General features: G+C 45.9%; 16 protein-coding genes. 5 read left to right on the forward strand and 11 right to left on the reverse strand.

The window, feature by feature from the left end; all coding sequences use genetic code 11:
• Window positions 1-180 precede the first annotated feature (180 nt).
• The 4 genes from AC1RR2_RS04575 (at window position 181) to AC1RR2_RS04590 (ending at window position 5,954) form a co-directional block, all read left to right on the forward strand.
• Window positions 181-2,007 carry a DUF885 domain-containing protein gene (locus AC1RR2_RS04575; protein ID WP_493221117.1) on the forward strand — a complete coding sequence of 609 codons (1,827 nt, stop codon included), beginning with the start codon at window positions 181-183 and terminating at the stop codon, window positions 2,005-2,007.
• A gap of 149 nt (window positions 2,008-2,156) precedes the next feature.
• Window positions 2,157-2,921 (forward strand): substrate-binding periplasmic protein, encoded by a 765-nt coding sequence (locus AC1RR2_RS04580; protein ID WP_493221118.1) that lies wholly within the window; start codon window positions 2,157-2,159, stop codon window positions 2,919-2,921.
• Window positions 2,922-3,121: 200 nt separating this feature from the next.
• Window positions 3,122-4,627: a M61 family metallopeptidase gene (locus tag AC1RR2_RS04585; protein ID WP_493221119.1), complete on the forward strand. Its 1,506-nt coding sequence runs from the start codon at window positions 3,122-3,124 to the stop codon at window positions 4,625-4,627.
• Between the two features lie 613 nt (window positions 4,628-5,240).
• A complete protein-coding gene (locus AC1RR2_RS04590) occupies window positions 5,241-5,954 on the forward strand; it encodes a substrate-binding periplasmic protein (protein WP_493221120.1) in 714 nt (237 codons plus the stop codon).
• Between the two features lie 30 nt (window positions 5,955-5,984).
• Here the strand turns inward: AC1RR2_RS04590 and AC1RR2_RS04595 are convergent, their stop codons facing one another.
• The 5 genes from AC1RR2_RS04595 to AC1RR2_RS04615 form a co-directional block, all read right to left on the reverse strand.
• The gene (locus AC1RR2_RS04595; protein ID WP_493221121.1) at window positions 5,985-7,019 is read right to left on the reverse strand and encodes a M28 family peptidase; all 1,035 of its coding nucleotides are present in this window, start codon (window positions 7,017-7,019) and stop codon (window positions 5,985-5,987) included.
• 40 nt (window positions 7,020-7,059) lie between these two features.
• On the reverse strand, window positions 7,060-8,796 hold the full coding sequence (msbA, locus tag AC1RR2_RS04600; protein ID WP_493221122.1) for a lipid A export permease/ATP-binding protein MsbA: 1,737 nt from the start codon (window positions 8,794-8,796) through the stop codon (window positions 7,060-7,062).
• 10 nt (window positions 8,797-8,806) lie between these two features.
• Window positions 8,807-10,105 (reverse strand): O-antigen ligase family protein, encoded by a 1,299-nt coding sequence (locus AC1RR2_RS04605; RefSeq protein WP_493221123.1) that lies wholly within the window; start codon window positions 10,103-10,105, stop codon window positions 8,807-8,809.
• A gap of 1 nt (window position 10,106) precedes the next feature.
• On the reverse strand, window positions 10,107-13,538 hold the full coding sequence (dnaE, locus tag AC1RR2_RS04610; RefSeq protein WP_493221240.1) for a DNA polymerase III subunit alpha: 3,432 nt from the start codon (window positions 13,536-13,538) through the stop codon (window positions 10,107-10,109).
• A gap of 401 nt (window positions 13,539-13,939) precedes the next feature.
• Window positions 13,940-15,361 (reverse strand): NAD(P)/FAD-dependent oxidoreductase, encoded by a 1,422-nt coding sequence (locus AC1RR2_RS04615; protein WP_493221124.1) that lies wholly within the window; start codon window positions 15,359-15,361, stop codon window positions 13,940-13,942.
• 482 nt (window positions 15,362-15,843) lie between these two features.
• On the opposite strand from AC1RR2_RS04615, the gene AC1RR2_RS04620 reads away from it, so the two are divergent.
• Window positions 15,844-17,457, forward strand: a complete 1,614-nt coding sequence (locus tag AC1RR2_RS04620; RefSeq protein WP_493221125.1) for a sigma 54-interacting transcriptional regulator — start codon at window positions 15,844-15,846, stop codon at window positions 17,455-17,457.
• A gap of 100 nt (window positions 17,458-17,557) precedes the next feature.
• On the opposite strand, the gene AC1RR2_RS04625 is transcribed toward AC1RR2_RS04620, so the two are convergent.
• From AC1RR2_RS04625 to AC1RR2_RS04650, 6 genes are all read right to left on the reverse strand, one after another.
• Window positions 17,558-19,744 (reverse strand): serine/threonine-protein kinase, encoded by a 2,187-nt coding sequence (locus tag AC1RR2_RS04625; RefSeq protein ID WP_493221126.1) that lies wholly within the window; start codon window positions 19,742-19,744, stop codon window positions 17,558-17,560.
• A 336-nt stretch (window positions 19,745-20,080) separates the two neighbouring features.
• Window positions 20,081-21,367, reverse strand: a complete 1,287-nt coding sequence (locus tag AC1RR2_RS04630; protein ID WP_493221127.1) for a lanthionine synthetase LanC family protein — start codon at window positions 21,365-21,367, stop codon at window positions 20,081-20,083.
• The gene (locus tag AC1RR2_RS04635; protein ID WP_493221128.1) at window positions 21,364-22,407 is read right to left on the reverse strand and encodes a T3SS effector HopA1 family protein; all 1,044 of its coding nucleotides are present in this window, start codon (window positions 22,405-22,407) and stop codon (window positions 21,364-21,366) included. Before AC1RR2_RS04635 ends, AC1RR2_RS04630 begins: the two co-directional genes overlap by 4 nt.
• Complete coding sequence (locus tag AC1RR2_RS04640) at window positions 22,407-23,495, reverse strand: phosphotransferase (RefSeq protein WP_493221129.1); 1,089 nt, start codon at window positions 23,493-23,495, stop codon at window positions 22,407-22,409. Before AC1RR2_RS04640 ends, AC1RR2_RS04635 begins: the two co-directional genes overlap by 1 nt.
• 176 nt (window positions 23,496-23,671) lie before the next feature.
• On the reverse strand, window positions 23,672-24,136 hold the full coding sequence (locus AC1RR2_RS04645; protein WP_493221130.1) for a hypothetical protein: 465 nt from the start codon (window positions 24,134-24,136) through the stop codon (window positions 23,672-23,674).
• 238 nt (window positions 24,137-24,374) lie between these two features.
• Window positions 24,375-25,730 carry a hypothetical protein gene (locus tag AC1RR2_RS04650; protein ID WP_493221131.1) on the reverse strand — a complete coding sequence of 452 codons (1,356 nt, stop codon included), beginning with the start codon at window positions 25,728-25,730 and terminating at the stop codon, window positions 24,375-24,377.
• Window positions 25,731-25,792 lie beyond the last annotated feature (62 nt).

The raw sequence follows: 25,792 nt of genomic DNA on the forward strand, positions 1-25,792 counted from the left end.
AGGCTTATTAACGCCCCCATATCACTTAGCAATACCTAGCAAGCTGTTGTGCCATGTCTAGTCGAAGGCTGGTTTTCATGCCATACCACTACAATTTACGGTATTCTAGGCTCGTCGCGTTTTGCAATTAAATGGCACTTGTATAAAACAATTTCTTTTCATCTTCAACTGGATATGATTATGTCTTTCAAAAAATATTTACAACTAAGCAGTCTGACCGCAGCTCTGTTCAGCAGTACGGTAATGTTCGCACCAGTCAGCATGGCAGCAAATGTGGTACAGGTACAAGAAGTCATCAAGAGCAAAAAGCAACTTGAACAATTAGCCGACGCGTTTTATAGCGCCCGCGTTAAATTTGATCCTTTGCAGTTCGCCACGATCAATGGTGATGGTCGTTTCAACGATCAACTCGGCATCAATATCGCGCCACAAAATCGCGCTAGACAATTTGCGCTGATGCATAAAATGCAGAAACAGTTGAAGCAAATTAAACGCAATCATTTAGCCGAAAAAGATCAGCTCAATTATGATCTGCTCGCTTTCGAACTCGACAGCGCACTGCATTTTGAGCACTTCCCTGAACATCTGTTGCCTATCAATCAGATGGATAACGTACCCAGCACTTTGGCGAACTTTGCCAGTGGTGATGGTGCCCAACCATTGACGACCGTGGCGCAATATTATGCCTATCTAAAACGTCTAGAACTCTTACCGGTCTGGATAGCACAAGCGAAAACCAATATGCAAGAAGGTATACGTCGTGGCATCGTACATCCGAAATCGATCATTCAAACTATGTTGCCGCAATTTAGGCAACTGGTTGCGAAGACCGCAGAACAAAGTATTTACTACACGCCGATCAAGCATTTCCCGGCCCAATTTTCTGCTGACGATAAACAAAAACTGACTGCTGCCTATCAGCAAACCATACAAACAAAGCTCAATCCAGCATTAAGCCAACTACTGCACTTCTTAGAAACTGACTACCTGAAAGCGGGACGTGATAGCACTGGGTATAGTGCTTTACCTAATGGTGCTGCTTGGTATGCGATGCGCATCAAAGACCACACCACCACCGATTTAAAACCAGAACAAATTCATGCTTTGGGCTTGCAAGAAGTAGCGCGTATTCAACAGCAATGGGCAGAACTTGGACCACGCCTAGGCTATACCGGACCCGCGATTGAATTACCACAGTGGGTAGAGGCACAAGATAAGTTCAAATCCTTCAAGACCGATGCCGAAGTGCTAGAAGCTTATCGCCAAATCGACACAAAAGTACGTGCAAAATTGCCTGAATTATTCAACTTGCTACCGAAAGGAAAATTAGAGTTACAGTTGGAACCCGAATTAAGTCGTGCCACCGCCTCCGATCACTACACACCACCGGCGGCAGATGGCTCAGTGCCTGGTATCTTTTGGCCAGTAGTAAATGACCCTAAAAAATACAGCCGGGTTGGCATGGCGACTTTATTCTTGCACGAAGGTCAGCCAGGACATCACTTGCATGCAGCGCTTTTAAAAGAAATCGACCTGCCTTTATACAGAAAATTTAATACTGAAAATCTGAACAGCGCAGCATTCACTGAAGGCTGGGCTTTGTACTCCGAGACTTTGGGCAAAGAACTAGGTCTGTATGACAATCCAGAATATTATTTTGGACACTTGAATGATGAACTATTGCGCGCGGTGCGTTTGGTTGTCGATACTGGTATGCATGCCAAAGGCTGGACGCGCGAACAAGCAATTAGCTACATGCAGAAGAATTTAGGCTATAGTGAAGCCAGAGCGAAGAATCAAATAGAACGTTATATGGTTTTGCCTGGACAAGCACTGGCCTACAAAATCGGCGCACGTAAAATCTTAGAATTACGTGCAAGAGCAGAGAAAGCCTTAGGTCAGAAATTTAGTCTGGCAAAATTTCATGAAATCGTAATCGGCGATGGCACTTTACCTATGCCTATCCTGGAAGCACAAGTTGATCGTTGGATCGCCACCGCGAAGTAAACGATTTAGCGCTAGTTATCTGAGTAAGTCGATACTGGAAAGTATAAGGCTGTAATGAATAAATCAGTGCACCTATCTGGCAGCGGAGAAAGAAATGAAGGTATACACTTTCCCTTCTTTCTCAAACCGAAAACGGCAGAAACATGAGAATGCGACACATTAATTGTCTGTTGCTTAGTGCTTTGGTGCTGCTAGGTGCTGTGCCAGTGCAATCAAGCTACGCAGCGGAGATTATTGTCGCATTCGCGGGAGATCGGCCGCCATTTAGTTTTCGGCAAAATGGTCAAGATGTCGGCATAGAAATCGATTTAGTCAAACTCATTATGAGCAATGCGGGACATACGGTGAAAGTCGTCACCATACCAAAAATCCGCCTGATAAAATCCGTTAGAGAAAAAGAAGTCGATGCAGGAGCAACGGTACAAGAAATCAGTGACGACAAGTTGTTTTTTTCTGATCGCTATCTCGATTTTCAAAACACCGTCATCAGCAAGGCAAAGCACGATATCAAGCTCAAGTCTATGAGCGAACTGAAGAATTACAGCTTCATTATCTGGCAAGATGGCTGGCGCAATTTGGGACCCGATTTTGAAGCCGAATATCGCCCAGACGCAAACGGGATTTTTCCCAAAAACTACAATCAGGCATTTAATCAATTAAGTCAAAACAAAATGTTTTGGGCCGATAGAGTGCAACTGATCATCATTGACAAGACCATTTTCGAACATCATAAAAGCATATTGAGTAAAGAATTCGACACCTCAGTCCCACTCACCTATCACGATTTGATTAAGTCAAAAACCAGCTACGCCGTTGTTTTCAACCAAGCGGCATTGCGCGATCAATTCAACGAAGGCTTAAAAAAAATACGCGCAAATGGCAGCTATCAAAAGATTATTGATAGTTACAAATAAATTTCGCTACAGCAAGATTCCTACCCGCTAGCCCATTTAGGCGATGCAGACTATTCCCCGATTTTGTCATCCTATCGCACGGCGCTTGGCATAGACTATTTAAGCCTATTAAAGTCCGAAATCTGGCTTGCGTTTGAGATAGAACAGCAAGCCCGACACAATAAGTCCAACACAAAATATCGTATCGTCAGGAGGAATTTATGGCCCGTCATCTATGTCGCATCAACTTACGTAATATCACGCTAGGATTGCTGCTCGCCCTCACTACTGCTAGCAGTTTTGCACAAGAAAACATCAAGCATCTCTATCGGGTCAGCATCGATAAGAATACTAACAAAGCACTTGTCGAAGCTCAGCTCTATCTTGAAGGAAATCAACTCAGTCTATTCAACGTCAATCCCATGCCCGGCTATCCGAATGGACAGGCGGACTTCATCGAAAAAATTCAGGTAAGGGACAGCAAAGGCCAAATCTTGCCTGTGCAAAATAAAGGCGAAGGCGATTATGAACTGGCAGGCAATCAATTGGTCAACCTCAGCTATGAAGTACGCTTAGAGCACGACAAGCTCAATTGGCCAGCGGGAAATGAAGAGGTTCTTTACCACACCGAAGAAGGAATAATGCTGACTGGTTTTAGTCTGTTTCTCGCGCCTTCAGAGAAAATGACAGGTGACATCAAAGTTGAATTCCGCCTCCCAGAAGGATGGCGCGCCAACACGGCACTAGAACATCTGACGAAAGAAAGCACCTCAAGCAAACCCGTATTTATCGCGCACACCCGTCGTGAATTACTCAGCAATGCGCTATTTTTTGGGACTGCTCAAGCAGAGCAATTTGAAGCTGGCGGGCTACAATTATCGCTAGTTCTAGGCAAGCGCTACTGGCCACAACGCGCTATGTTCAAACAACTACTCACCAAGCAATTACAGACTTATCTCGACTTGTTTGGTAACAAACCATTGGCGCCTCGCTACCTAATTATTATCAACCAAGGTGATAGTGGTGATGGCGGTGCTTTTTCGAGTAGCTTCAGTCAATTCTTGCGCGGCGATGCGGAATTACAAACACGCCCAATCTGGGGTCGAGTGCTCGCACACGAATTACTGCATTTCTGGAATGGTTTGTCCTTGATACCCAGTTCTGATCAGGAAGAATGGTTTAAAGAAGGCGTCACCGACTATTTAACTATCATGACCATGAGCAGAAATAAACTCATTGATAAAAACTACTTACAGCAATGGTTAGAAAATTTAAGTCGCGGACAAATGGTGGCGCGTCGTGCTCAAGGTATACAAGATAGCGTTAGGGATGCCGCAAAAAATAAACATCAAAACTGGTTGTTAGTATATGGCGGCGGCAGCATTGCTGGTCTGGCCTTAGACTTAGAATTGCGACGTGCCAGCAATGAGAAAATCGGAATTCAAGAATTCATGCAAGCGGTTTACGCGGAATTTGCAAAGCCAGGAAAAAGCTATCAATTAAGCGATTTGCAAAGAATTGCACAGCAGCTTACCGGAAAGAATTTCGACATCATTTTTCAGCAATTGGTACAAAGCAAAACGGCAATTGATCTACAGCCCAGCTTTAGCGCTTTGGGACTGCGTTTAGAACAGTACTTATTGTTGGAGCACACTTTGCTAAAAGATCTGAAGGCCAAGCCCTCAGACCAAAAACGTTTTCAGTCAATCTTCGGGCAAGCTTTTTAATTTCCTACGGCCACTCGAGTTAGAGATCTCGCATCGCAGCATTTAATGTTGCTTTATTGTTGCTTTATTGTTGCTTTATTGTTGCTCTATTGGCGATGCGAGCTAAAACCTTAGTTTGTACAAAATCGAGATGAGATTCGCGTCCAGTTTCCTGCAGTTCAGCCCGAAAAAACTGCCGTTTATCCCAAAGTCATTGCCCAATGCCAGAAAGAAAAGCAAACTAGCCTTGTCTCAATACTAGTGTAAGTCCAGCTCTGGCAACTAGGCATTGTTTCAACCTCCCTTTTTCGTCATCTCAGCCTCGGTTGCGATGACGATTTTTTTTGACTCTGATTTGGCTTTAATTTGAGGCTACTCGGTAAATACTTTGGACTTCTTTTCAAACATCGCTATACTTTTCTTACAGAAACACGTTTCGCCCGGCAGTTAAATCAAATCAGCTCAGGATACGCCCTCAGCGTAAGTGGCAATTTCAAGTAGACAGCCGACTGTGTACAAAATTACTTTTTCACAGATCTATCACTGCACCCGCGGGAAACTGTGCGTAAGCCTGTCTGCCTTATTTTGTCTCATTTTTTTTACGTTCAGCGGTAGTCCCAATTGCCACGCCATCATGCCTGAAAAAGTCAGCTTGCTGATACGCGAGTTACGCAACGATAAAGGCGATGTGATACCGATTAAAGAGGATATCCGCCAGCTCTTGCTATTTTTGGAACGCGAAGCGAATGTCAGCTTTAAGATTGAATACTATCCCATGGCGCGCTTGCTGAGTCAGGTCAAAAATGGTGACGGCCTCGGCTTTGGCCTTTCGAAAAATAGCGAGCGTTTAGAAACAATGCGCTTTTCTGAGCCGATTTACGCAAACTACGTATGGATAGTGACGCGTAAAAATAATGTCTTTCCGTTCGCGACTATCGATGACCTAAAAGGAAAAACGATAGGAGTGATGCGCGGCGTCAGTTACGGTGACGAGTTTGATCAAAAGAAGAATGAGGTATTTACTGTGGAGGAAGATACAGCCTCTCATGTAGCGCGTCTAAAAAAGCTAGCGATGAAACGCATGGACGCTATGCTGTTTGGCGCTAGGCAGACTAATTCAATTGAGGTCGAAGCGCTACTACATCATATGCAAAACGTCGATCGTTCACATGTATTGGACACATCTGAATCGGAGTTCACGGTACTAAGCAAACCTCTGCGTATCGATGAACTACATTTTGCCGTGAGCTTACATAAATATGGCGACTTGATAAAACGGATCAACATCGCCCTTGCTCGTGGTAAGAAAAACGGTGAAATTAATCGTATTCTCAATCCCAGCAGATAGTCGTCGAAATGATCGACTGGCACCTGCTCATCAACGTTTCTGTTTTAAAAATCGCACCAACATATCGCCAAAATCAGCAATGTTTTTATTCGAAATGATGTCCAAAGTATCTTTAGGCGTATGCCACTCTGACAAATTCGTCCAGTCTATGATGTGCAGAAAAGGCAGTCCAAGCTGAGCGAATGGTAAATGATCATCTTCTATCGCCACATTAGCCACGGCGATTTTAGTCAGCGTTTTTTGTGTTAAAAATTTCTGCGCCAATTGTGGATGAGAACCATTGGTGATGAACAGATTTTGATTCTTGTGTCCTATCATATCAAGCACCAACACCGCTTTCACTGGCAAACCCTGATAACTAATCCCATCAAACTTGCGTTCTAATGTCGCAGCAAATGCCCGTGAGCCGTGAATATTATCCTGTATGCCTAACAAACGATCACCGTCGCTCCATTCAGGCAGCGTCGCTTCTTCGCCGTCAAAGAAAGCGAGCCCGATACTGCAATCAAGAAAACGTCCCGTCTCAGGCATGGCGGCTTTCATACCCGATTCCTGTCTACGAATTTGGCTAATTACCCGTGCTAACTCCTGCATCGCGGCAGTAGAAGACCCTCCATCATTGGCGCCAACAAATTTGAAGTCCTTAAAAATCTTCGTGTCGTAATGCCCGCCTATCAACAACATGCAACGCTCACTGCCTTTAGAAACCGCAATGATATTCTCGCCCTCGACTTCTTTCACCGGTGCCGCATTTTTATCTTTACCACCTAACTTATCGTGCGCCAAATTAGGGATTTTGGTTTTAAATTTTTGAATCTGCGTGTCCCAGCCTTGCTTCACTAAACCCGCTTTAATCTCTAAAGCGAGCTTTTTCTGCTCACTGCTGGCCATAGGGTGCGCAACACGAGTAAAGCGCTGCATGGCTTGAGCAATATTTGTGACACTGAATTGCTCTACATTCTTTGAACTATCCAAATTACTTTCGAACGGCGCCGCGCTCGCAGGTACAGTAAAAGCAGCACCAACACACAAAGCTATGAGCCAGGAACCAGACAACTTAGACATGCAAACTCCCTAATTTATATAGCAAACTTAGACGGCAAACTTATACAGCAAACTGTAAGCGATAAAGATTCGCATAAGCACCCTCTTTGGCCAATAATTCGGCATGCGTGCCTACCTCAACGATCTTTCCTTCTACTAAGACCACAATCCGGCTGGCGCGTTCAATCGTCGACAAACGATGTGCGATAACCAAAGTGGTGCGACCTTGCATCAACTCATCTAAAGCAGCCTGCACCGCGCGTTCGGATTCACTATCTAAAGCCGATGTCGCCTCATCCAAAATCAATACCGGCGCGTTCTTATAAATAGCGCGGGCAATCGCTAAACGTTGACGCTGACCACCTGACAAACGCATGCCGTTATCACCGATCATGGTATTGCTGCCCTCAGACATTTCATTAACCACATCTTGTAGATGTGCGGCTTGAATTGCATATGAGATACGTGTCGCGTCTGGCGTTGGATCTCCGTAAGCGATATTGGCGGCTACCGTATCGTCAAACAAAATCACATTCTGACTGACCATTGCTATTTGCTGCCTTAGACTTTTCAGCGAGATCTCTGCGAGTGCAACACGGTCTAGCAAAATCTGTCCGCTACTAGGCTCATAAAATCGAGGAACCAGATTAACGAAGGAAGTCTTGCCACCACCCGACATGCCGACCAGCGCTATCGTTTCACCAGCCTGCACTTGCAAATTAATATCGGTTAAAGCCGGCTGCTCTTGCCCCGGATACGTGAAATTTAGATTTTTAAACTCCAATTGTCCTATGGCTCGTCCAGCAATTACCTGACCACTCTCGTCTTCAGGAATCGCATCGACCATGCCGTACACAGATTCGGCCGCGGCCATACCTCGTTGCAATGGGCCATTCAAATCCGCCAGGCGTTTAAGTGGCGTCAAGAGCATCATCATGGCAGTAATAAAGGTCACAAAATCGCCTACCGTGGTGGCATCCTTACGTGCTTGCGCCAAAGCTAGCATGATGACGATGGCAACTGCCAGTGAGGCCAGAATTTGTGTGAGTGGCGTAGTAAATGAAACTGCTACCGTACTCTTCATCGTATAGCTACCTAGCTTTTTGTTCTTGGCTTCAAAACGTTGTTGCTCGTAATCTTGTCCGCCAAAAATACGTATCACCTGATGGGCGCGCGTCGTTTCTTCTATCACTTGTGTCAATTCGCCACTGACTTCTAAAGACTGATGATTGAGCTTACGCAGACGTTTGCTAACGCCACGCACTAGAATGGTCATCCCCGGAATCAGGATGAGGGTCACCAGTGTCAACTTCCAATTCAACCAAATCAGATACCCCATCAAGACAGCCACCGTCAGTGAATCCCGGAACAAAGTCGTGATCGATACCTTCACCATTTCGACGATTTGTTGCGCTTCAAACATAATGGTATTGATGATGCGCCCACTCGATTCGGCATGATAAAAACCGACTGGCACATGCAACAATTTATCGAAAACTTTCGCCCTTAATTCGTTCAATAAGTTCACCGAAATGCGGCTCATTAAATAACTGGTGGTGAAAGTACAGGCACCGCGAAGGACGAAGATGCCGATCAAGATTGCCGGCACGTACCACAGCGGAAAATCCATTTGCTCGCCCTTAAACCCATGGTCCAGTAATTTCCCCAATCCCCAAGGCAAGGCAACTTCGGTCAATGCAGTGCCACACATCGTCAACACCGTCAGTGTCAGATAGGCACGATATTGAATCACCGAAGTCCATAGACGCTTCAAAATCGGAGTATTTAATTTAGCCATGTATTTTTATTCAATTAGTTGTACGGTGCACTGCATGATCACCCATGCCTGCTAAGGGTATTGCTAGCAAGATCAACATCGCAAAAGCAAACACGCCGTCGCGCAATATCGCGTTAAAACAGGCAGCGAACATCATTCCTACTGTCAACATCGCCAACAGCATGGCACGTTCGTGATGTTCACCGATGACCATTTGACGGGCGATCCGCAGTTGCGTTCCCCATATCGCTAGCAATGCCAGCAAACCAGTAATGCCAAGTTCAAACCAATACAGCAAATAATCATTGTGCGGTGTCGTCATTTTTGCACTGATTTGTCCTTGGGCTTTTTGCTGATACATAGGTAGCCAATTACCGATGCCGTGCCCGGCCCAAGGGCTTAGCGTGATCATTTGCCAGGTATTCATATACAGTTCTAAGCGCATGCCGTCTTCTGTCACCTGCTTAGCCTGACCAAAGTCACGTACCTGATGCACGGTGCAGATACCGCGATTAAGCAAAATTTGCGCGCCACTCATCTTGTACACATCGTTCATTTCTTTCGCCAGGCAAGTTACCGGCGCAGGTAAATGCGCAACGCGCGACACTGCTAAAATCGCCAGGAACACGAGACCTGCCACTGTGGCCATTTGCCACCAGCGGAAACTAAAATTCCGGAACACCAGCAAGCCACACAAGATTACAAACAACAAACTAGCCGTACGCGATTTGGTGCATACGACCAGGGCAATCAGCACGTACACAAAGCTTATTGCACGCCACACAGCGAAGTTTTTACGCAAGCGCCATTCGTGCAACATCCATGCCGCCGCTATCGCTAGTAGCAAACCCAATAAGATGGACTTATTACCTTCATACAAAACATAACTTCTAAACAGCTTAATGTCAGGCAGCGCGCCCAGACTATTCAAATAAAACAAACTAGCGGCGATCACTGCACCCAAGAAAAAATTGCGCACGGCTTTTTGTTGCCACGCGCCACTGCCTACGCTCAACATAGGAAACAAAAACCAATACGTCTGATAATGCGAGAACGCGGCCGCGAATTCGCCAGCTGGATGTGGATGAATGAGACTGATCAGTACTGAAACAAAACTTAGGCCAAGGACTGGCCAAAGCAAGCTCGAAGATCTAAACCGAGCTAACTTATTCTGCCAATCACCGGACACAGTCCAGGCTAATAAAAACAAGGCCAATCCTGCATACATTAAGCCCACTTGAAAAAATAAGCTGAGCGGCAAGTAACTTAAAATTAGCGCTGGCAATTGCTGGCGCCAATCAGGACTCGCGATGGTTTTTGGCATGGACATATCAGTTATATTCTATCTTCACGTTCGCTGGGCTTAGCCAATCTCCGAGTTTTTTTCGCAATTGATCGTCGGGATTCACGCGCCAAGCGTCTGACAAATATAATTCAGCTGCTGCAGTTGCATTTGCATAGTCGATCAATACGGGACAACCTTCATTATTCAAATGCGCTTGTAAGATCTCGGCGAGTTTTTTGGTATCTGCCTTGGCATCAAGTTTCACACGCAAACCCTGAGAAAATTGCACACGTGCTCTGCCTATGTCCATCACTTTTTCAGCGGTGATGCGTAAGCCGCCGTTGAATCTATCTTCCGACACCTTACCCATCACGGCGAGGAATTCATCCTCCTTAAAAATACCTTTGAATTCTTCTGCCAATTCGCCGTATACCGTGACTTCGACGACAGCGGTACCATCATCCAATGTCACAATCAACAAACGTCCACGCTGCGTCATTTGCGTACGCAATCCAGCAATCACGCCCCCGATCAAACGCAAGTCACGCGAAGGTTCTACCTTTGCCAAAGTCGTTTTAATAAACTGCCGTACTTCGGGTGCATAAGCGTCAAATAAGTGGCCAGACAAATAGAAGCCAAGTGCCTGTTTTTCTTCCAGCAAACGTTGGCGATCAGACCAATGTTCAGCTTTCACATACTCTGGCGGCGGAATCATGTCATCATCGTCGCCGAATAAGCTAACCTGATTCGCCGAGGCTTCCGCCTGCTCCGCCACGGTTAAAGCAAAATCCACAGTTGCCAACAGCACCGCTCTATCTTGTTTTAAGCTATCCATTGCACCAGCACGTATCAAAGATTCTATGGTGCGACGGTTAACCTGACGTTTATCAACACGTTTACAGAAATCAAATAAGTCGGTGAATGGGCCACCATTATTACGAGCAGTAACGATACTCTCAATTGCATTTTGTCCCGAGCCTTTAACTGCACCCAAGCCGTAGCGAATTTGCGTCGCCTTTTTGCCCGCTTCGCCCACCGGCATAAAACGATAGTCGGATTGATTGATATCCGGAGCCAACATTTTCAACTTGCAGATATCAATCGCGTCTTCGACCAGGATTTTCACCTTGTCGGTATCATCCATCGCCAGCGACATATTGGCAGCCATAAACGCGGCAGGATGATGGGCTTTCAGATACGCGGTGTGATACGACAATAAAGCGTATGCAGCAGCATGGGATTTATTAAAACCATAGCCCGCGAACTTTTCCATCAAGTCGAAAATCTCGTCGGCTTTTTCTTGTGGCAAGCCATCTTTGGCCGCACCATCGCGGAAAATTTGGCGATGTTCGGCCATCTCTTCGGCTTTCTTTTTACCCATCGCACGCCGCAGCAAATCCGCGCCACCAAGTGAGTAGCCACCGACCACCTGCGCCATCTGCATAACCTGTTCCTGATACACCATGATGCCGTAGGTTTCAGACAAAATGCCTTCAGTCCGCGGATCAGGATAATCGAATTTTTCACCGTGCTTACGCTTACAGAAGTCAGGAATCAAATCCATAGGACCCGGGCGATACAAAGCCACCAGCGCAATAATGTCTTCAAAGCGATCAGGACGCGCGTCTTTCAACATGCCTTGCATGCCGCGACTTTCTAGCTGGAAGACGGCGACAGTTTTCGCTTTGGTGAGTAACTCGTATGAAGCTCTGTCGTCTAACGGCAATTTGGATAAATCAAAATCTGCCATGGCTGGATCGAGCATTTTGATGTAGCGTACGGCACGATCCAAAATCGTTAGCGTGGTCAAACCCAAAAAGTCGAACTTCACCAGACCAACGGCTTCGACGTCGTCTTTATCGTATTGCGACACCACACCCGAATCGCCACCTTGAGTATACAAAGGACAGAAGTCGGTCAGCTTACCTGGTGCAATCAAAACGCCACCGGCATGCATACCGATGTTACGCGTGATACCTTCGACTTGTTGCGCCAAGTCGAGCAAGGTTTTAACCTCTTCTTCGTTTTCTTGACGTTCAGCCAGCAAAGGTTCTTCGACGATCGCTTCGGCTATCGTGACTTGCTTACCCGGTTTGAAGGGAATTAATTTCGACACGCCATCGCAAAACATATACCCAAAATCAAGCACACGACCGACGTCACGAATCGCACCTTTGGCCGCCATGGTACCGAAGGTGGCAATCTGCGACACCGCTTCTTTACCGTAACGATCTTTCACATACTGAATCACACGATCACGACCTTCCTGACAAAAATCGATATCAAAGTCGGGCATGGAAACGCGTTCTGGATTCAAGAAACGTTCGAACAGCAAATTGTATTGCAGCGGATCGAGATCGGTAATCAAGAGTGCATAAGCAACTAAGGAACCTGCGCCAGAACCACGGCCTGGCCCTACCGGCACGCCGTTATTTTTTGCCCATTGAATAAAGTCCGCAACAATCAGGAAGTAGCCGGGGAACCCCATTTTGATAATGGTGTCGGTTTCAAACTTCAGGCGTGCCTCATAGCGTTCACGATTTTGTTCGCGCTTTTCTGGATTTGGGAACAGATTTTCTAAACGGAATTCCAAACCACGCTTCGCTTCAAACACCAAGAAGTCATTAATTGTCATGCCTTCGGGCGTTGGAAAATCTGGCAACTTCGGCTTACCGAGTTCTAATTTCAAATTGCAACGCTTAGCGATTTCCACCGAATTGGCCAGGGCGCCGGGGATATCAGCAAACAAAGCCAGCATCTCATCTCGTGACTTAAAACATTGCTGATCATTGAATTTGCGCGCACGTCTACCGTTCGCCAGCATCTCGCCTTCGGCAATACAGGTACGCGCTTCGTGCGCCGTAAAATCGTCTTTGCTTAAAAATTGAATAGGATGCGTGGCAACCACCGGCAAACTCAGACGCTGTGCCAGCTTCACCGCGTGCTTGACATGCGGCTCCATATTCGGCTGACCGGCTCTTTGAATTTCGATATAGAAGTGATTCGGGAAGATACTTGCCCAACGCTGTGCATTGCGCTCTGCCAGATCCAAATTCCCATTATCAATAGCAATGCCAATATCACCAAAATGCGCGCCAGACAGCGCAATCAGGCCTTGTTCTGTATCGTTTTCGAACAGTTCTTGCAGCCATTCAAATTTGATCTCAGCGCGACCGCGATGTTGGTTTTCTATCCAAGCTCTTGCCAGTAATTCACATAGCCGCAGATAGCCATGACGCGATTTGACTAACAATAACAAGCGTGATGGTTTATCTCTGTCGTTCTCATTAGTGATCCAGACATCGCAGCCTGCCACTGGTTTGACGCCTTTGCCGCGCGTTGCTTTATAAAATTTAACCAAGCCAAATAAGTTACCCAAATCGGTCAGAGCTAGCGCTGCTTGCTTATCTTTAGCCGCGGCTTTAACGACATCGTCTATGCGTACCAGGCCGTCCACTATCGAGTATTCGGAGTGCATACGCAAATGCACAAACTGAGGAAACGCAGTTGCCGGATTTGGTTTGAGAATATTTGCCTCTGGGGCAATTTGGAGATTAATAGCGAGTTCTGTATTCATCCCGCTATTTTACCGTGTTGCACTACACTTTGTAGCGTACTTAGCGTGTGCCCACAGGACACTTTCCGAATAAAAAGCTGCAACACTGGGTTTCAATGCCAACAGCTAAAAAGGAGCGCTAGTTCTGGGGGAGAACTGAGAATAGGAAACCTAAAACCTACACTCAAGACAAGTCTAGCAACTCTCAACTGTTATTACATCGTGCTTGAAATTAATCGTGTTGCATAAAAATCGTAAATTAGCGTTTCGTTGTTGGGCAACTTCAGACAACTTCAAGTGAAGTTAGCTTGAATAAGTCGAACTTAGTTAAAGTAAAGGCGATCGGTATTAAAGAACACACAATCTTCTTCCTCTTCTATAGAGACTTCCAGATAACCCGATTCGATCAGTTCTTGCAAACCCAAAATAATTTTCGATTCTGGCAAATGTATATATTGCTCTGAAAATTCGGCAATTACTTGTTTTAAGGTCTTGCCAGACTCGCACAAAAGCCACAACTCTTGTTCCTCGCTCGCCTTCAAATGTATCGGCATGCGGTTAATTCTTTGTGAATAAAAATGCGTCAAGCGTACTGTCGATTCTTTTGAAATTCCTATTACTGCTCTTCGTCTCGCCCAGAAAACAGATTCTGGCCAGCGAGTTTCTCGTTGATAATATTGCCACTGTGTTTGTAGGTATTGTTTAAAATCCTGCTCTATCGCCTGAGCGTAGGTCGCCAGCAACTCACCTCTGGAAAATAGACTATCAACAGCAATAAATGCACCATGTATGCCACTAGACAGAGCGCGAGGAATACCAGAAGAGGAGATTGGATCATAAGACGCCACAGCATCGCCAACGGCAACCCAATCTTTCCCACCAGCTTCATTCAAATACGATGAATAACAAGGAAAAGACCGGGGCTTTTCGCTGAAAACTGCACTCCGTATTGAAGGATTGAGGTTGGTTATTTTCGACAGCAGGGCACGCCAAACGTCGAGATGGCATGCCTGCATCTTATTCACGATATCGGGGTCACTCATCAAAACCACAGAAACCCGATTATCGGACATGGCAGTGATATACCACCAACCGTATTCGCAAGCTTCTACCTGATTTTCAATTTTTACTTTTGAGTTTGTACTTAGTTCACCTATGCAACCGACGCCGATCAAACGATCATGTACACTCAACGCCAAATTCAAATTGGTACGCATAACTCCGCGCCGACCAGAGGCATCTATGATGTATTTGCAAAAAACGGTTTGTATTTCTTGATTTTTTGACTTTACTTCTACTTCCCATCCGCGCTGCTTCTGGCGCACACAGGTGACCACCTGACTGTCACACAATAACTCTCCGCCACATGCGACAAATCGATCGGCCAACATTCGTTCAAAGCACAATCTATCAAGATTCCAACCTGTGCCATTCGGGGTGAACATGTAAGAAATCTGCTTGGGCAAATCGCTTCCCCATGCCACACTGCTATAAAAAGCGCTCAAATCCTGAGATGCTGCGAAGTCGTCCCAAATGCCCAAATATTCCAAAGTCGAACGTACGCCAGAAGAAATCGATTCACCGAACTTGGCTTCTGAATAGTCTCCACGTTCGACCATCATTACACTCAGATCGCCGCGCTTCAACAAATTCAAACTAGCAGAACTGCCGGCAGGGCCGCCACCAAGTACCAAGACATCAACGTGCTTGATATAGCTAGAGCTAAGTGTATTTGGCGTATCCATGAAGACCCTTGCTTGCAAAAAAAATTAGAGTGAAAAGAGGTGTCGCAATCCAGATAAAGCAATTCGCGTGCCAATCTTCCTCATACAATTAAAATCAAGTTTTTTACACGCTCCGATTGATGTCCGCGCTCACCTCACTTTGAATTACTACCCTTGGCATCATCAGAATTTCGACCTACGGCCGTCAGCTCGCTGTTGTGTTTTACATACAAATTTGCCTAGCATGGCGTGACCCTTGCCGAAAGATAAGTTAGCCAAAGTGTGCGTACAGCAGGGCTGCAAATTTTCTAAAGCAGAGATATATAAACTCACTTGTAGCCTGCTTTTTGCAAAGACAAAAAATGCTACAAATACCTTTCATATATACTAAGATTCGAGCGATAATGATCGATAAACTGAAGCAAAAAACCTGCACATGTAAAATTCTCTTTTACGTGTAAAATTTAAACCCATAACCAGTTTTATTACACCTACGGTCACCAATGAGCACAGTTGATTACACCATTACCTCTCCGGTTGCGCTGACCACACAGAACAGCCGCCACCTTTTAGGTTTGACCATTGCCTGGCATCCTGATTTGACGCGAATCGGTGATCAATACATAGGAAGTACCGAAGCTGCGGCAATTGAGTTGAGTCGCTTCACTCCTATTTTTCAGCCATTAAATGGCGAGGCATTGCCTATCGGTCATGGCGGAATTTCGCGAGACCCAGTAAAAATTGTGCGCGACGCCAATGATGGCGTCACTATTTGCCCACCAAACAGCAGGATGGTGGTTGAGATCAATGGTAAGGAAGTACAAAATCCGACTTTTCTGAGCGCAGCACAAATTGAAGCGGGTGCCATACTCGGCTTAGGGCGTGCAGTTTTTATCTGTTTGCACTGGATGCGATGCCTCCCAAAAAACAATCCTGTAGATGGTTTCCTGGGTGTAGGTAGCAGTGCAATACAAACCCGCGATTTGATACGTCTCGCCGCCACGAATGACAATGCGGTTTTATTACTTGGCGAAACAGGCACGGGGAAAGAGGTTGCGGCACAAGGCATACACAATCTAAGTAAACGCAATGCGCACAAGATGGTATCAGTCAACATGGCCGCCTTGAATGAATCATTGGCTGCGGCTGATTTGTTTGGCGCTACACGAGGTGCTTATACGGGCGCGCAAACGACACGCGATGGTTTTTTCAGCGAAGCGCAAAACTCCACTTTGTTTCTAGATGAAATTGGCAATACGCCTGCGGCAATACAACCTATGTTATTGCGCGTGTTAGAAAACGGGGAATACCGTCCACTGGGTGCCGCGCGCGATACGCGTTCAAATGCGCGTTTGGTCACAGCAACCGACCAAGATCTTTATGATGAAACTTTTAATCACGCCCTATTGCGTCGCCTGGAAAGTTTTATTATCCGCATCCCCCCCTTGCGCGCCCGCAGAGAAGACATAGGGCTACTTATCCTGCATCTTTTCAAAGACAATAAATTAGCGAATATTGAAATTAATCAAATCCCATCAAGCTTGATCAGCGATATGCTTAACTTTGAGTGGCCAGGCAATGTCCGTCAATTAGGTAATGCATTTAAACGCGCCCTATTATCGATACAACTAGGAGAATTTCCTGTACTCGCCAATATCATAGAGCGTCCCAAAATGACGGCGGGCGTCAGTGCAGCTCTACGCCAAACACGCGATGCAGCACCATCCGACATGCTCGCTTCAATGACAAGTTCTGCACCAACTAGCGGCAATACTAACAGCATCAGCAGCCTGAATAACACTGGCAAGGAAAATGATGCAGCACCAGTAGAGCGTAAAAAAATCCGCGACTTGACAGAAGAGGATATCGTCAATGCGATGGACAATCACGGTTGGACCATACAATATGCCGCTGACGATCTGGGTATCTCACGTCCTTCTATGTATAAGCTCATAGAAAGCAATAGCCAAATCCGCCGCATAGAGCAAATCCCAATTGACGAAATCCGCGAGCAATTACAGCTAGCAAATAATCATGTCGAGCAATGTGCATCGCGATTAAAGACGCCAAGTGAAGCCTTACGTCGTCACCTGAAAGGTCTGGGCTGGATTGCTTAGCTTAACCGTTCAAGCGAAGTTGAATTTAATGTGATTGTCAGCTGCGAACTTGGCCGATAGGTCAATGTGGTTTTGATGCGGTCTGCTTTGGCGATAACGCTCAAGATTGCAGATATTTAGGATCGCGCCTGAGCGCTAACAACTCGGGCTCAGCTTCGATCAATTTATTTGAGTATCCTAAAGTTTTTGCTTTTGCCAGCGCAAGTAAAGCCTCTTTGCGCTTACCTAAAATTTCATAGCTAACCGCCGCACGAAATTGCACTTCCGCATTTTCTGGCGCCAATGTCAATGCTCTTTGCAACTTTGCCAGGCTCTCAGCGGCATCACCCAATTTGGCAGCGTACAAAGCCAAACGCGACAATAAATCGACGTTGTTGGGCGATTGATTTATTCTCTGCACCAATAGGGAACGGGCCTTATCATAAGCCTTGTTGGCGGCATCACTTCGACCGGGCAACCACGATAAAGTATCAGCCAACCTTGCCCAACCAAGATCATCATTCGGATTGCCTTTTCCTGCAGTCACAGCACTTTCAAATGCCGCCGCTGCAGCAACATAGTCGCCACGTGAAAACAAAACATTACCAACAGCGGCCGACAACTCGGCACTGGGACGCACTTTCAATCCTGACTGTAAAGTTTGGACAGCATCATCGGCGCGATTCTGACGCATGAAAACCTGAGCCAAACCTATATACGCAAAGCTGGCATCAGGTTTCAACTTAACACTCAATGCGTAGGCATCGATGGCATCTTTGTAGTTTCCTTGAAGTGCATATATCTGGCCTATCTGTCCCGGGAACAGTCGCTCTTGCGGAAACCGTTGTGCGCCCTGCGCTGCTAATTGCAAGGCCTCGTCCAAGCGCTTGGCACGAATCAGCACGTCTACTTTCAAGCTCCAAGCCAAATGGCTATTTGGATCCAGCGCCAGTCCTCGCTCCAATTCTGCTAGCGCTTGAGAATACTGATCGCGTAGCGAAAATACTTTAGCATTTGCAATATGGCTTAGCGCGAGAAAATCATTAAATTTTAAGGACTGCTGTGCGCTGGCTTCTGCTTTTTGTAGCCAAACCATGTCTTGTCCGCTGTTGGCAAAACGAGAACTATAAATGAGTGACATGCTTGCCATCGCTGCGGCATTTTCTGGCGAACGAGATAAGACTTGAGCGAAATGCTGCTCTGCTTGTTCGATCATATCTTGTTGGTCAAAATACTCTAAAGCCTGCAGACCTTTCTGCATTTCTTGCGCCTCGGAATAGGGCTGGAGATTAACGGCAATTTGCTGCCAATAGGGCTGAGAATACCAAAGCCCCATCAGTCCAGCGATCAAACAAAATCCTAACAAACCGCGTCGTAAGGGCTTACGTAATTGCTGCCAATCTATTTCGCGTGGCGCAGGATTAGGCAAGGCGGCTAATCTGAGCGACTTCAAGTCAAGCGACATGGAACTGAGCGAGGGCGGATCCAGCGCCGCTAAGTGTGCGCACTGGAGCACGACTTCCTGCATACTATTCAAACGCTGATCCATTTGACGGGCAGTCATAACGCGCACCAATTGACGCAATGAAAAAGGCAAATGATCGGGCCAGGGCCACTGATCAGAATTTGACTGCATTAAGGCCGCGGCCAGTGCCAAACCAGACAAATGAGAAAATGGCCGCCCACCCGTCAATAATTCATAGAAAATCACTCCCAAGGCATAAATATCTGCACTTGGACGCAATGACGAACCGGTTAAAATTTCCGGTGCCATGTAAGCAATCGTTCCCTGAGGATCGGACTGCACCAGAGAGGTAGTTGCATCTCTATCGGCTTGAGTTGCCAAACCAAAATCCAAAATACGTACCACACCGCCAGGTTCTTGCATCAGGTTTGAAGGTTTAAGATCGCCGTGAATTAAACCGGCGCTATGCGCCTCCTGCATTGCTTGCGCGATTTGTCGGACGATATCCAATATTTCTGGAATTCCTGGAGGCTGCATCTCCATCAATTGACGTAAAGTTCTGCCAGGCACCAACTCCATAACGATGGCTTGGCAATTTTCTGCCTGTTCCAGGGCGTGCACTTTTACAAAAGCTGGATGCTGTAATGAGGCAGCCAAGCGAGCTTCTTTTACCAGATCAACACCAGCAGCAACGTTCTTCAGATATTTAATAGCGACCTGACGATGCAATTTGGTATCCCATGCACGAAATACCTGACCAAAGCCCCCCTCACCCAGGCTTTCGCCTAGTTGATAATGCAATAATTGTTTCGTGTTGGTGACATTGTCTGTTGATGCGGACATGAGGACATTCAATACAAAAGCCGAGTTAATACGACGCAAGGTTTATTCTAACTCGGATTGTGTAATCCAGACACGACGATTCGGCGAATCAGGAACAGTTCAGTAGTTTTTCGCAGATAAAAACTAAGTCACCTTAGCTATTGCAGGCCTCAAGGTATATCAAAAAATAAATAATTAAGGAAGCAAATACAACAGTTTAAATTTCATTGATTCATATTGATAGCCTCGCCATCACAGCGTCTGCTCCCGCCACCAGGGAACACTTCTATCTCATGAACATCAAGCGCTAGGGGCTAGCCAACGAAATTCATTAGACATTTAATGGGGCGTTTTCCGCTACTGAGGCATGATAATCAAAATCGGTTGGACGGCGGCACTGTCATACAAACGCAAATAAAAATGACCAATGCCAGCTGTACCCAACATCAAATTTGGCGTTTCACCAGCGCCGCCATTGCCACACGGCCAAGGCACACCTAGTTTGGCGTAAGTATCAATACCATACTGACCAATTTTTTCCGCAATGTCGATAAGTGGTTGGCGCTGAAAGCGCTGTCCAGCTAATATCAGTAACTCAGCGTTGCCCGCCGCACCATGACACAAAGAATAGTTCCAATCGCTTGCCGTCCAATTTTCGGTAAATGACGCCACAGTTGATTTTAAGGCGGCTTCTAGGTCTTCGCTAATTTCTACACAATCAGGCAGCAATTGAACATTTCTTAGCCTTGACAAACCTATCCCTGGAGCACCATGACACCAACCCATGTAATAATTTTGAGCTGGCATTTTTGCAGTTTGATTAGTATTGGGCATAATGCGCAAATCGGGCCAATTGCAGACTTCCGGATTAAACAAATGTCGCTCATAGCGCAAACCTTCCATCGCAGCATGTCGAAAAGCCACATCGCCGGTCGCCTCAGCTAATTCGAGAAACGCAGTCACAATGCCTGCAGCACCGTGAGAATGCCCTGTCAAGTTCTGTTGGCCAGGCACTTTCATCGTATCCCAAGACCAACCAGTGTCACTTTGCTGCGCACACCGCAATAAATGTGTACCGTGTCGCTCCGCCATCTCCAATAGCCTCGGTCGCTGATAAGTTTTCGCTAAAGTCAAGCAAACAGGAATCATGCCTGCACTGCCGCTAATCACATCCAGTTGAGCATCGCTTGGCGCTACGACAGCGAGTTCTTCCATCATATTCAAACCACGGATAACAAAATCCTCTCGCTGCAACAAGTGACCGATGCGCACTAAGCTATAAGCTATACCTGCAGGACCCGCATAGAAACCGTAATTCTGAGACGAAGATGTCGCGGAGATATGCGAGAAAATTTGCTTGAGTACGCCATCAATTACTTTCAGCTGCTGTTTATCCTTCGTGAACTGGTAGAGCTCTGCTAAAAACAAAGCGACACCGCTAGTTCCGCCATATAAGTCATGACGCAAAGATCGGTAGACCGTCACCCATTGATGGTTTACGGTTTCAATCGACCAGCCCAACCAAGTACAACGACCAGCATTCCAGACGGCATCGCGGCATAATTTTCGGCCTATCTTATCCGCAGCTTCGAGAAAATGTCCTTTATTTGACTGATTTTTCTGAATGCACAAACTATCCATCATACTGCACTCCCCAGCAGCACATCCGGCATTTGCAACTCTGAGGAACGCGAGTTCAAGTAAGGTCTTTCCAAATCAATGCCTTGGCACGAAAAACTATCGCGTATTGCGGCAAGACGTGATTCGACTGTTTGCGTATCTGCGCGCCAAGCATTCAATATGCCGAGAGCCATCAAGCGGCATCGGTGCATGCCAAAACTTTCTCCATTGCGAGGATCTTCCGCCAAACCTATGCCAGGTAAAAACGTTTTACAAAACATGGGAACTTGTGCTCTCAATTTAGGCATTAAGTCTGGCGCTAACTCACTCAATAAGGACGCTAGAATAGGATAGTAACGGCGCGCCACATATAGCACAGCACCATCGGCACGTCGGTACAATTGGGGCATGGACAGTGTCTTAAAGCGGTATGGAATGGCATAATAATTTAAAGCTCGACTCAAGCAAGCAAGCAGATCAGCGGCATGTTCTGAGGCGACATTAAAATAAAATCGTAACAATGAAAATTCATCAAATTGATCCGTTAAGGTGGCACCAAAAGCAAAATAAAAATTGTCACTCATATCGCTCGATCCTGGATAAACCCGCAGGCTCACGATGTCACCAATTTTTAATGCTTGTCCCGTATAACGATGTTTGGTAAATTCGCCAGGATTGGCACTACGACTACGTTCCGCCTTCTGTACTGAGACTCGCCCATTGGGATCCATTTGATAAATTTTCCAGCCTTCATCCCAAGTGTCCAAAGTATTATTCGCGCGTCTCAATTCCACTAAAAAATGATTTGGCTCGACCAAAGTAGCAACATCAAGTACGTAATCTCTGACATAGCATTTGTTGTAAAACAAATCCCGTAAGCTATTCACGAGCGTATCGTCCACACTCTGTTTCGTGAAACCTGCTTGCGGAGAACTGATTTGAATATCCGAGCTATGATCCTCAAGTTGTGTTACCTCCCCACGAAACGCATAGGCAGATTGATTGAAAATTTGCAGATCACGACAGACCTGCTCAACTTCCTCTATGATCGTCGCGGTGATCATTAAACATTTTCCATTTCAAATCCAAATAATTCCTGCGCAGCCGTTTTCGGATCATTTAATATGGTTTGACTAATGTGCACTAACATCAATACGTGTTCAGAAATTTGAGAAGCGTAATAAGAATACTCAAATGCCGTTTGCAACAATCTCGCAGCGACGTAATCCAAAGCGCGTTTGAGAAAATCTCGTTGAGCTGATCCATTTAAATTACAAGTCTTGGAGTAAGCTGCCCAAAATGCTTGCATCGCCGGCTGCATCTGCATCAGCATGACGTTCGAACCTTGTATTAATTCTTCTTTGTTAGTTGTTTCAGCGAACGGCATCATGGCAATCCAATGCGCCAGATAGGAATGCAAGACACCGCCAAAATCCCAAGCACAATCACCAAAATCGACCAACTCCCAATCAACAATTTTTAGGCATTGTTGATTGCTTGCGTTCATATAGACAACACAATTATCCCATTTAGTGTCGCCGTGAATCACGCCACTAAATCGCCATTGATCACGCAATCGATCCATACTCAAATGCAAATTTTCATTTTTTCTAACGATCTCCCCGAGCGAAATTACCGCTTCACTGACTCGATTGTTGTCACGATGAAATGCAAAAATCCAGGGAATGCGTTTTGGGAAAAAAGTGCGCGCAACGGACTCAACGAGCTGGTCACTAGTAATTTGATGAAAACGGCCTAGGGCATCTCCCAACAATTCGCCTGTAGGCGTCGGAAATTGTTGTAAGCGCCAGTGAAACTCCGTTAGATTTTCGGCTGCATCGAGCAAACCTATAGTCAGACAATGACGCGCTGGATCGTGATCGACGAAACGTGGCATCAATGCAGACCAATCAGCATACTGTTGCGCCAAACGATAACATTCAGCTTCCCGTCGTAAGGTCGCATTCTCAATCGGATCAATCGCCTTAATTTGCTTAATAAACAAACCTAGGTCGGCCTTTTGGAAGACCTTAAAATTGCGATTGCGCCGTCCAGCCTCTATCACCATAAACTGACCGTCCATGAGGCTGTTTATATCGACCGTGTCCCGCTCAATTAAATAGTGAACCAGATTCGAAGCGGTTAAGAACATATAGATTGAGGACTTTCAGAACGAAAAGCATTGCTACGTCCGCTATATCAAAACGAACAAAACAATTGCAAGACACTTAGTAAAAGTGCCTTGCAATTTATAACTATACAAATGATCAATACCTAGTTCTGAATACTCACTAAAATTCAAAACATCCACCCAATGGCGAGGACTATTTAGTCACAACACTGTGGCGTTGTATCGGCAGTTGGCATCGATTTCGGCGTTGGATGCACCGCTTGTTGATTGCAACATTGAGGTGTGGTGTCTGCGGTCGGAGGCAATTGTGCAGTCGCGTGCACGCTAGTATTGCCGCAACATTGTGGCGTCGTGTCGGCGGTTGGTGCTGTTTGTGCTGTTGCGTGCACCACATTGTTCCCGCAACATTGTGGTGTGGTATCGGCTGTGGGTGCAGATTGCGCTGTTGCGTGCACCACATTGTTCCCGCAACATTGTGGCGTGGTATCGGCAGTGGGCGGCATTTGTGCCGTCGCATGCAAACTATTATTGCCACAGCATTGTGGCGTGGTATCGGCTGTCGGCGGCACAGCGAGCGTGCTTTGCTGATTACAACATTGTGGCGTCGTGTCGGCGGTCGGTGGAGCGTTTTTCGTATTACTACCTGAATCTTGCGTTGTCATAATTTGATCTCCGTTGTACGAACTGTAAAATACTAGTGATAGGAATTAAATCAATCTTTTGCTTGGCAAAGTGACTTACACAAACATTGACCCGAATACCTGAAATTTATTGAATCTTAGCCTTACTGCGTCTAAATGACCAAAGTATCGATAAGAAAAATAATCTCAGAATGCCGACTTAAAGTCAAAAGCAAACAACATGCCAAGTTCTCCAATTTTTTTTACCTTACCCCATTTATCAACTGACCGCATCTGTATCTGTATTTGGATACAACACGTAAGCTTGACTCAAACCATATATATGTACAGCACCATATCCTCCCGCAAAATAATCACTAAATGTACCTACGGCCAATTTGGGTTCTGGCACGGCGACACTCGCTATATCGCCCGTTTCCAAAGTAAGAAAACTGGCGGAATTGAGATTTGGATTATTGCCTAGGGCTGGATTTTGTACGCGCGCTAACTGTGTGTGTGCTGAATGATAATTATAAGCGCCTGACGGGTCGGGATTGTAATTTACATAGACACTTTGCACGCCACCCACACTACCTTGCTGAACTTGATCATGCGTCCCATCTAACGGGTACTGCCCATCACAATTGAAGACAAAACCAAACATGTCGGTGACTACGCTAGGCCCTGCGATCGCTGATCCACAGGAAGGAATTAACTGTACATGCACGGCATCATCTGGCTCAGGAAAGGGCTCTTGACCTAAATTTAAACGCAATCGTTCATCATCATGATCGAGGCAGATTTCCACACCAAAATCGACATGATTCGGAAAATTATTGGCGCCATAATTTTGCCTAAAAATCGCATACGAATCATCAGGACGTTGTTTCAAATCGCCATTCGACAAATCTATATGGCGATATGCCACCATCTGTTCGGTGACGACATTATGCTTACCTTCGGTATCAAACAAAACAAAATCTTCGCCCGAAATGAAATATTTTTCGGTAGTCATCTGCCTCGTTTGTAATGACTTAGTGGGTGAGTCGAGCGGAATATTGCTCACGATCAGTGCTCTGTCACGAACAATCACATCGGGATAATTTTGACAATCGCGAATAAAACTTTTTAGTGTATTCGACACGACCAAGGCAATGCCACTCGCCGATTTCTTCTCCTGCGCGACTAAGAATTTTACGACTTCGTTACGTGCTTTCACGCTTTCAGAAAGAAACAATTTCTCCGGATTGGCAATCTGAGCAGTCAACACAGTACCAAATACGAATGTCCAATTTGGGTATGCAGTGGCATTAAAGGTCGCTAGCAACGCATCTAATATTTCGGCAATCGGGTCCTTATCAGCACTAGGATAAATGTATGGCCCTTGTGGCCCATGGAAAAAGAACTCAGGCGCCATAAAAACATTGGTGACCACATCGTCATTTTGATCGGCAGGTAACTGGGCTTGCGCGGTATCAACCGCATTCTTCAAAATGGCAATTCGCGATGCTATATCGACCGCCATATCTGAATTGCCAAGGTAGGTGCCGCCCCCATATCCATCACCGAGATGAGCGGGAAAAGTTGAAACAGCATAACCAATAAAACGAATCTTAGAATGATTAAGCGTAGCCATTTCCTCGAGTATCCTGTTCAAAAAATTGTATTGATGCGAAGATAGCAATTAGTATGCCATTT

The organism is Undibacterium sp. GW821-FHT11H02, assembly GCF_058808015.1.

Excerpts from the sequence above, each read along its gene's own strand:
- AC1RR2_RS04575 (WP_493221117.1), top strand. The coding sequence starts at position 181 with ATGTCTTTCAAAAAATATTTACAACTAAGCAGTCTGACCGCAGCTCTG.
- AC1RR2_RS04580 (WP_493221118.1), top strand. The coding sequence starts at position 2,157 with ATGCGACACATTAATTGTCTGTTGCTTAGTGCTTTGGTGCTGCTAGGT.
- AC1RR2_RS04585 (WP_493221119.1), top strand. The coding sequence starts at position 3,122 with ATGGCCCGTCATCTATGTCGCATCAACTTACGTAATATCACGCTAGGA.
- AC1RR2_RS04590 (WP_493221120.1), top strand. The coding sequence starts at position 5,241 with ATGCCTGAAAAAGTCAGCTTGCTGATACGCGAGTTACGCAACGATAAA.
- AC1RR2_RS04595 (WP_493221121.1), bottom strand. The coding sequence starts at position 7,019 with ATGTCTAAGTTGTCTGGTTCCTGGCTCATAGCTTTGTGTGTTGGTGCT.
- msbA (WP_493221122.1), bottom strand. The coding sequence starts at position 8,796 with ATGGCTAAATTAAATACTCCGATTTTGAAGCGTCTATGGACTTCGGTG.
- AC1RR2_RS04605 (WP_493221123.1), bottom strand. The coding sequence starts at position 10,105 with ATGTCCATGCCAAAAACCATCGCGAGTCCTGATTGGCGCCAGCAATTG.
- dnaE (WP_493221240.1), bottom strand. The coding sequence starts at position 13,538 with ATGCACTCCGAATACTCGATAGTGGACGGCCTGGTACGCATAGACGAT.
- AC1RR2_RS04615 (WP_493221124.1), bottom strand. The coding sequence starts at position 15,361 with ATGGATACGCCAAATACACTTAGCTCTAGCTATATCAAGCACGTTGAT.
- AC1RR2_RS04620 (WP_493221125.1), top strand. The coding sequence starts at position 15,844 with ATGAGCACAGTTGATTACACCATTACCTCTCCGGTTGCGCTGACCACA.
- AC1RR2_RS04625 (WP_493221126.1), bottom strand. The coding sequence starts at position 19,744 with ATGTCCGCATCAACAGACAATGTCACCAACACGAAACAATTATTGCAT.
- AC1RR2_RS04630 (WP_493221127.1), bottom strand. The coding sequence starts at position 21,367 with ATGATGGATAGTTTGTGCATTCAGAAAAATCAGTCAAATAAAGGACAT.
- AC1RR2_RS04635 (WP_493221128.1), bottom strand. The coding sequence starts at position 22,407 with ATGATCACCGCGACGATCATAGAGGAAGTTGAGCAGGTCTGTCGTGAT.
- AC1RR2_RS04640 (WP_493221129.1), bottom strand. The coding sequence starts at position 23,495 with ATGTTCTTAACCGCTTCGAATCTGGTTCACTATTTAATTGAGCGGGAC.
- AC1RR2_RS04645 (WP_493221130.1), bottom strand. The coding sequence starts at position 24,136 with ATGACAACGCAAGATTCAGGTAGTAATACGAAAAACGCTCCACCGACC.
- AC1RR2_RS04650 (WP_493221131.1), bottom strand. The coding sequence starts at position 25,730 with ATGGCTACGCTTAATCATTCTAAGATTCGTTTTATTGGTTATGCTGTT.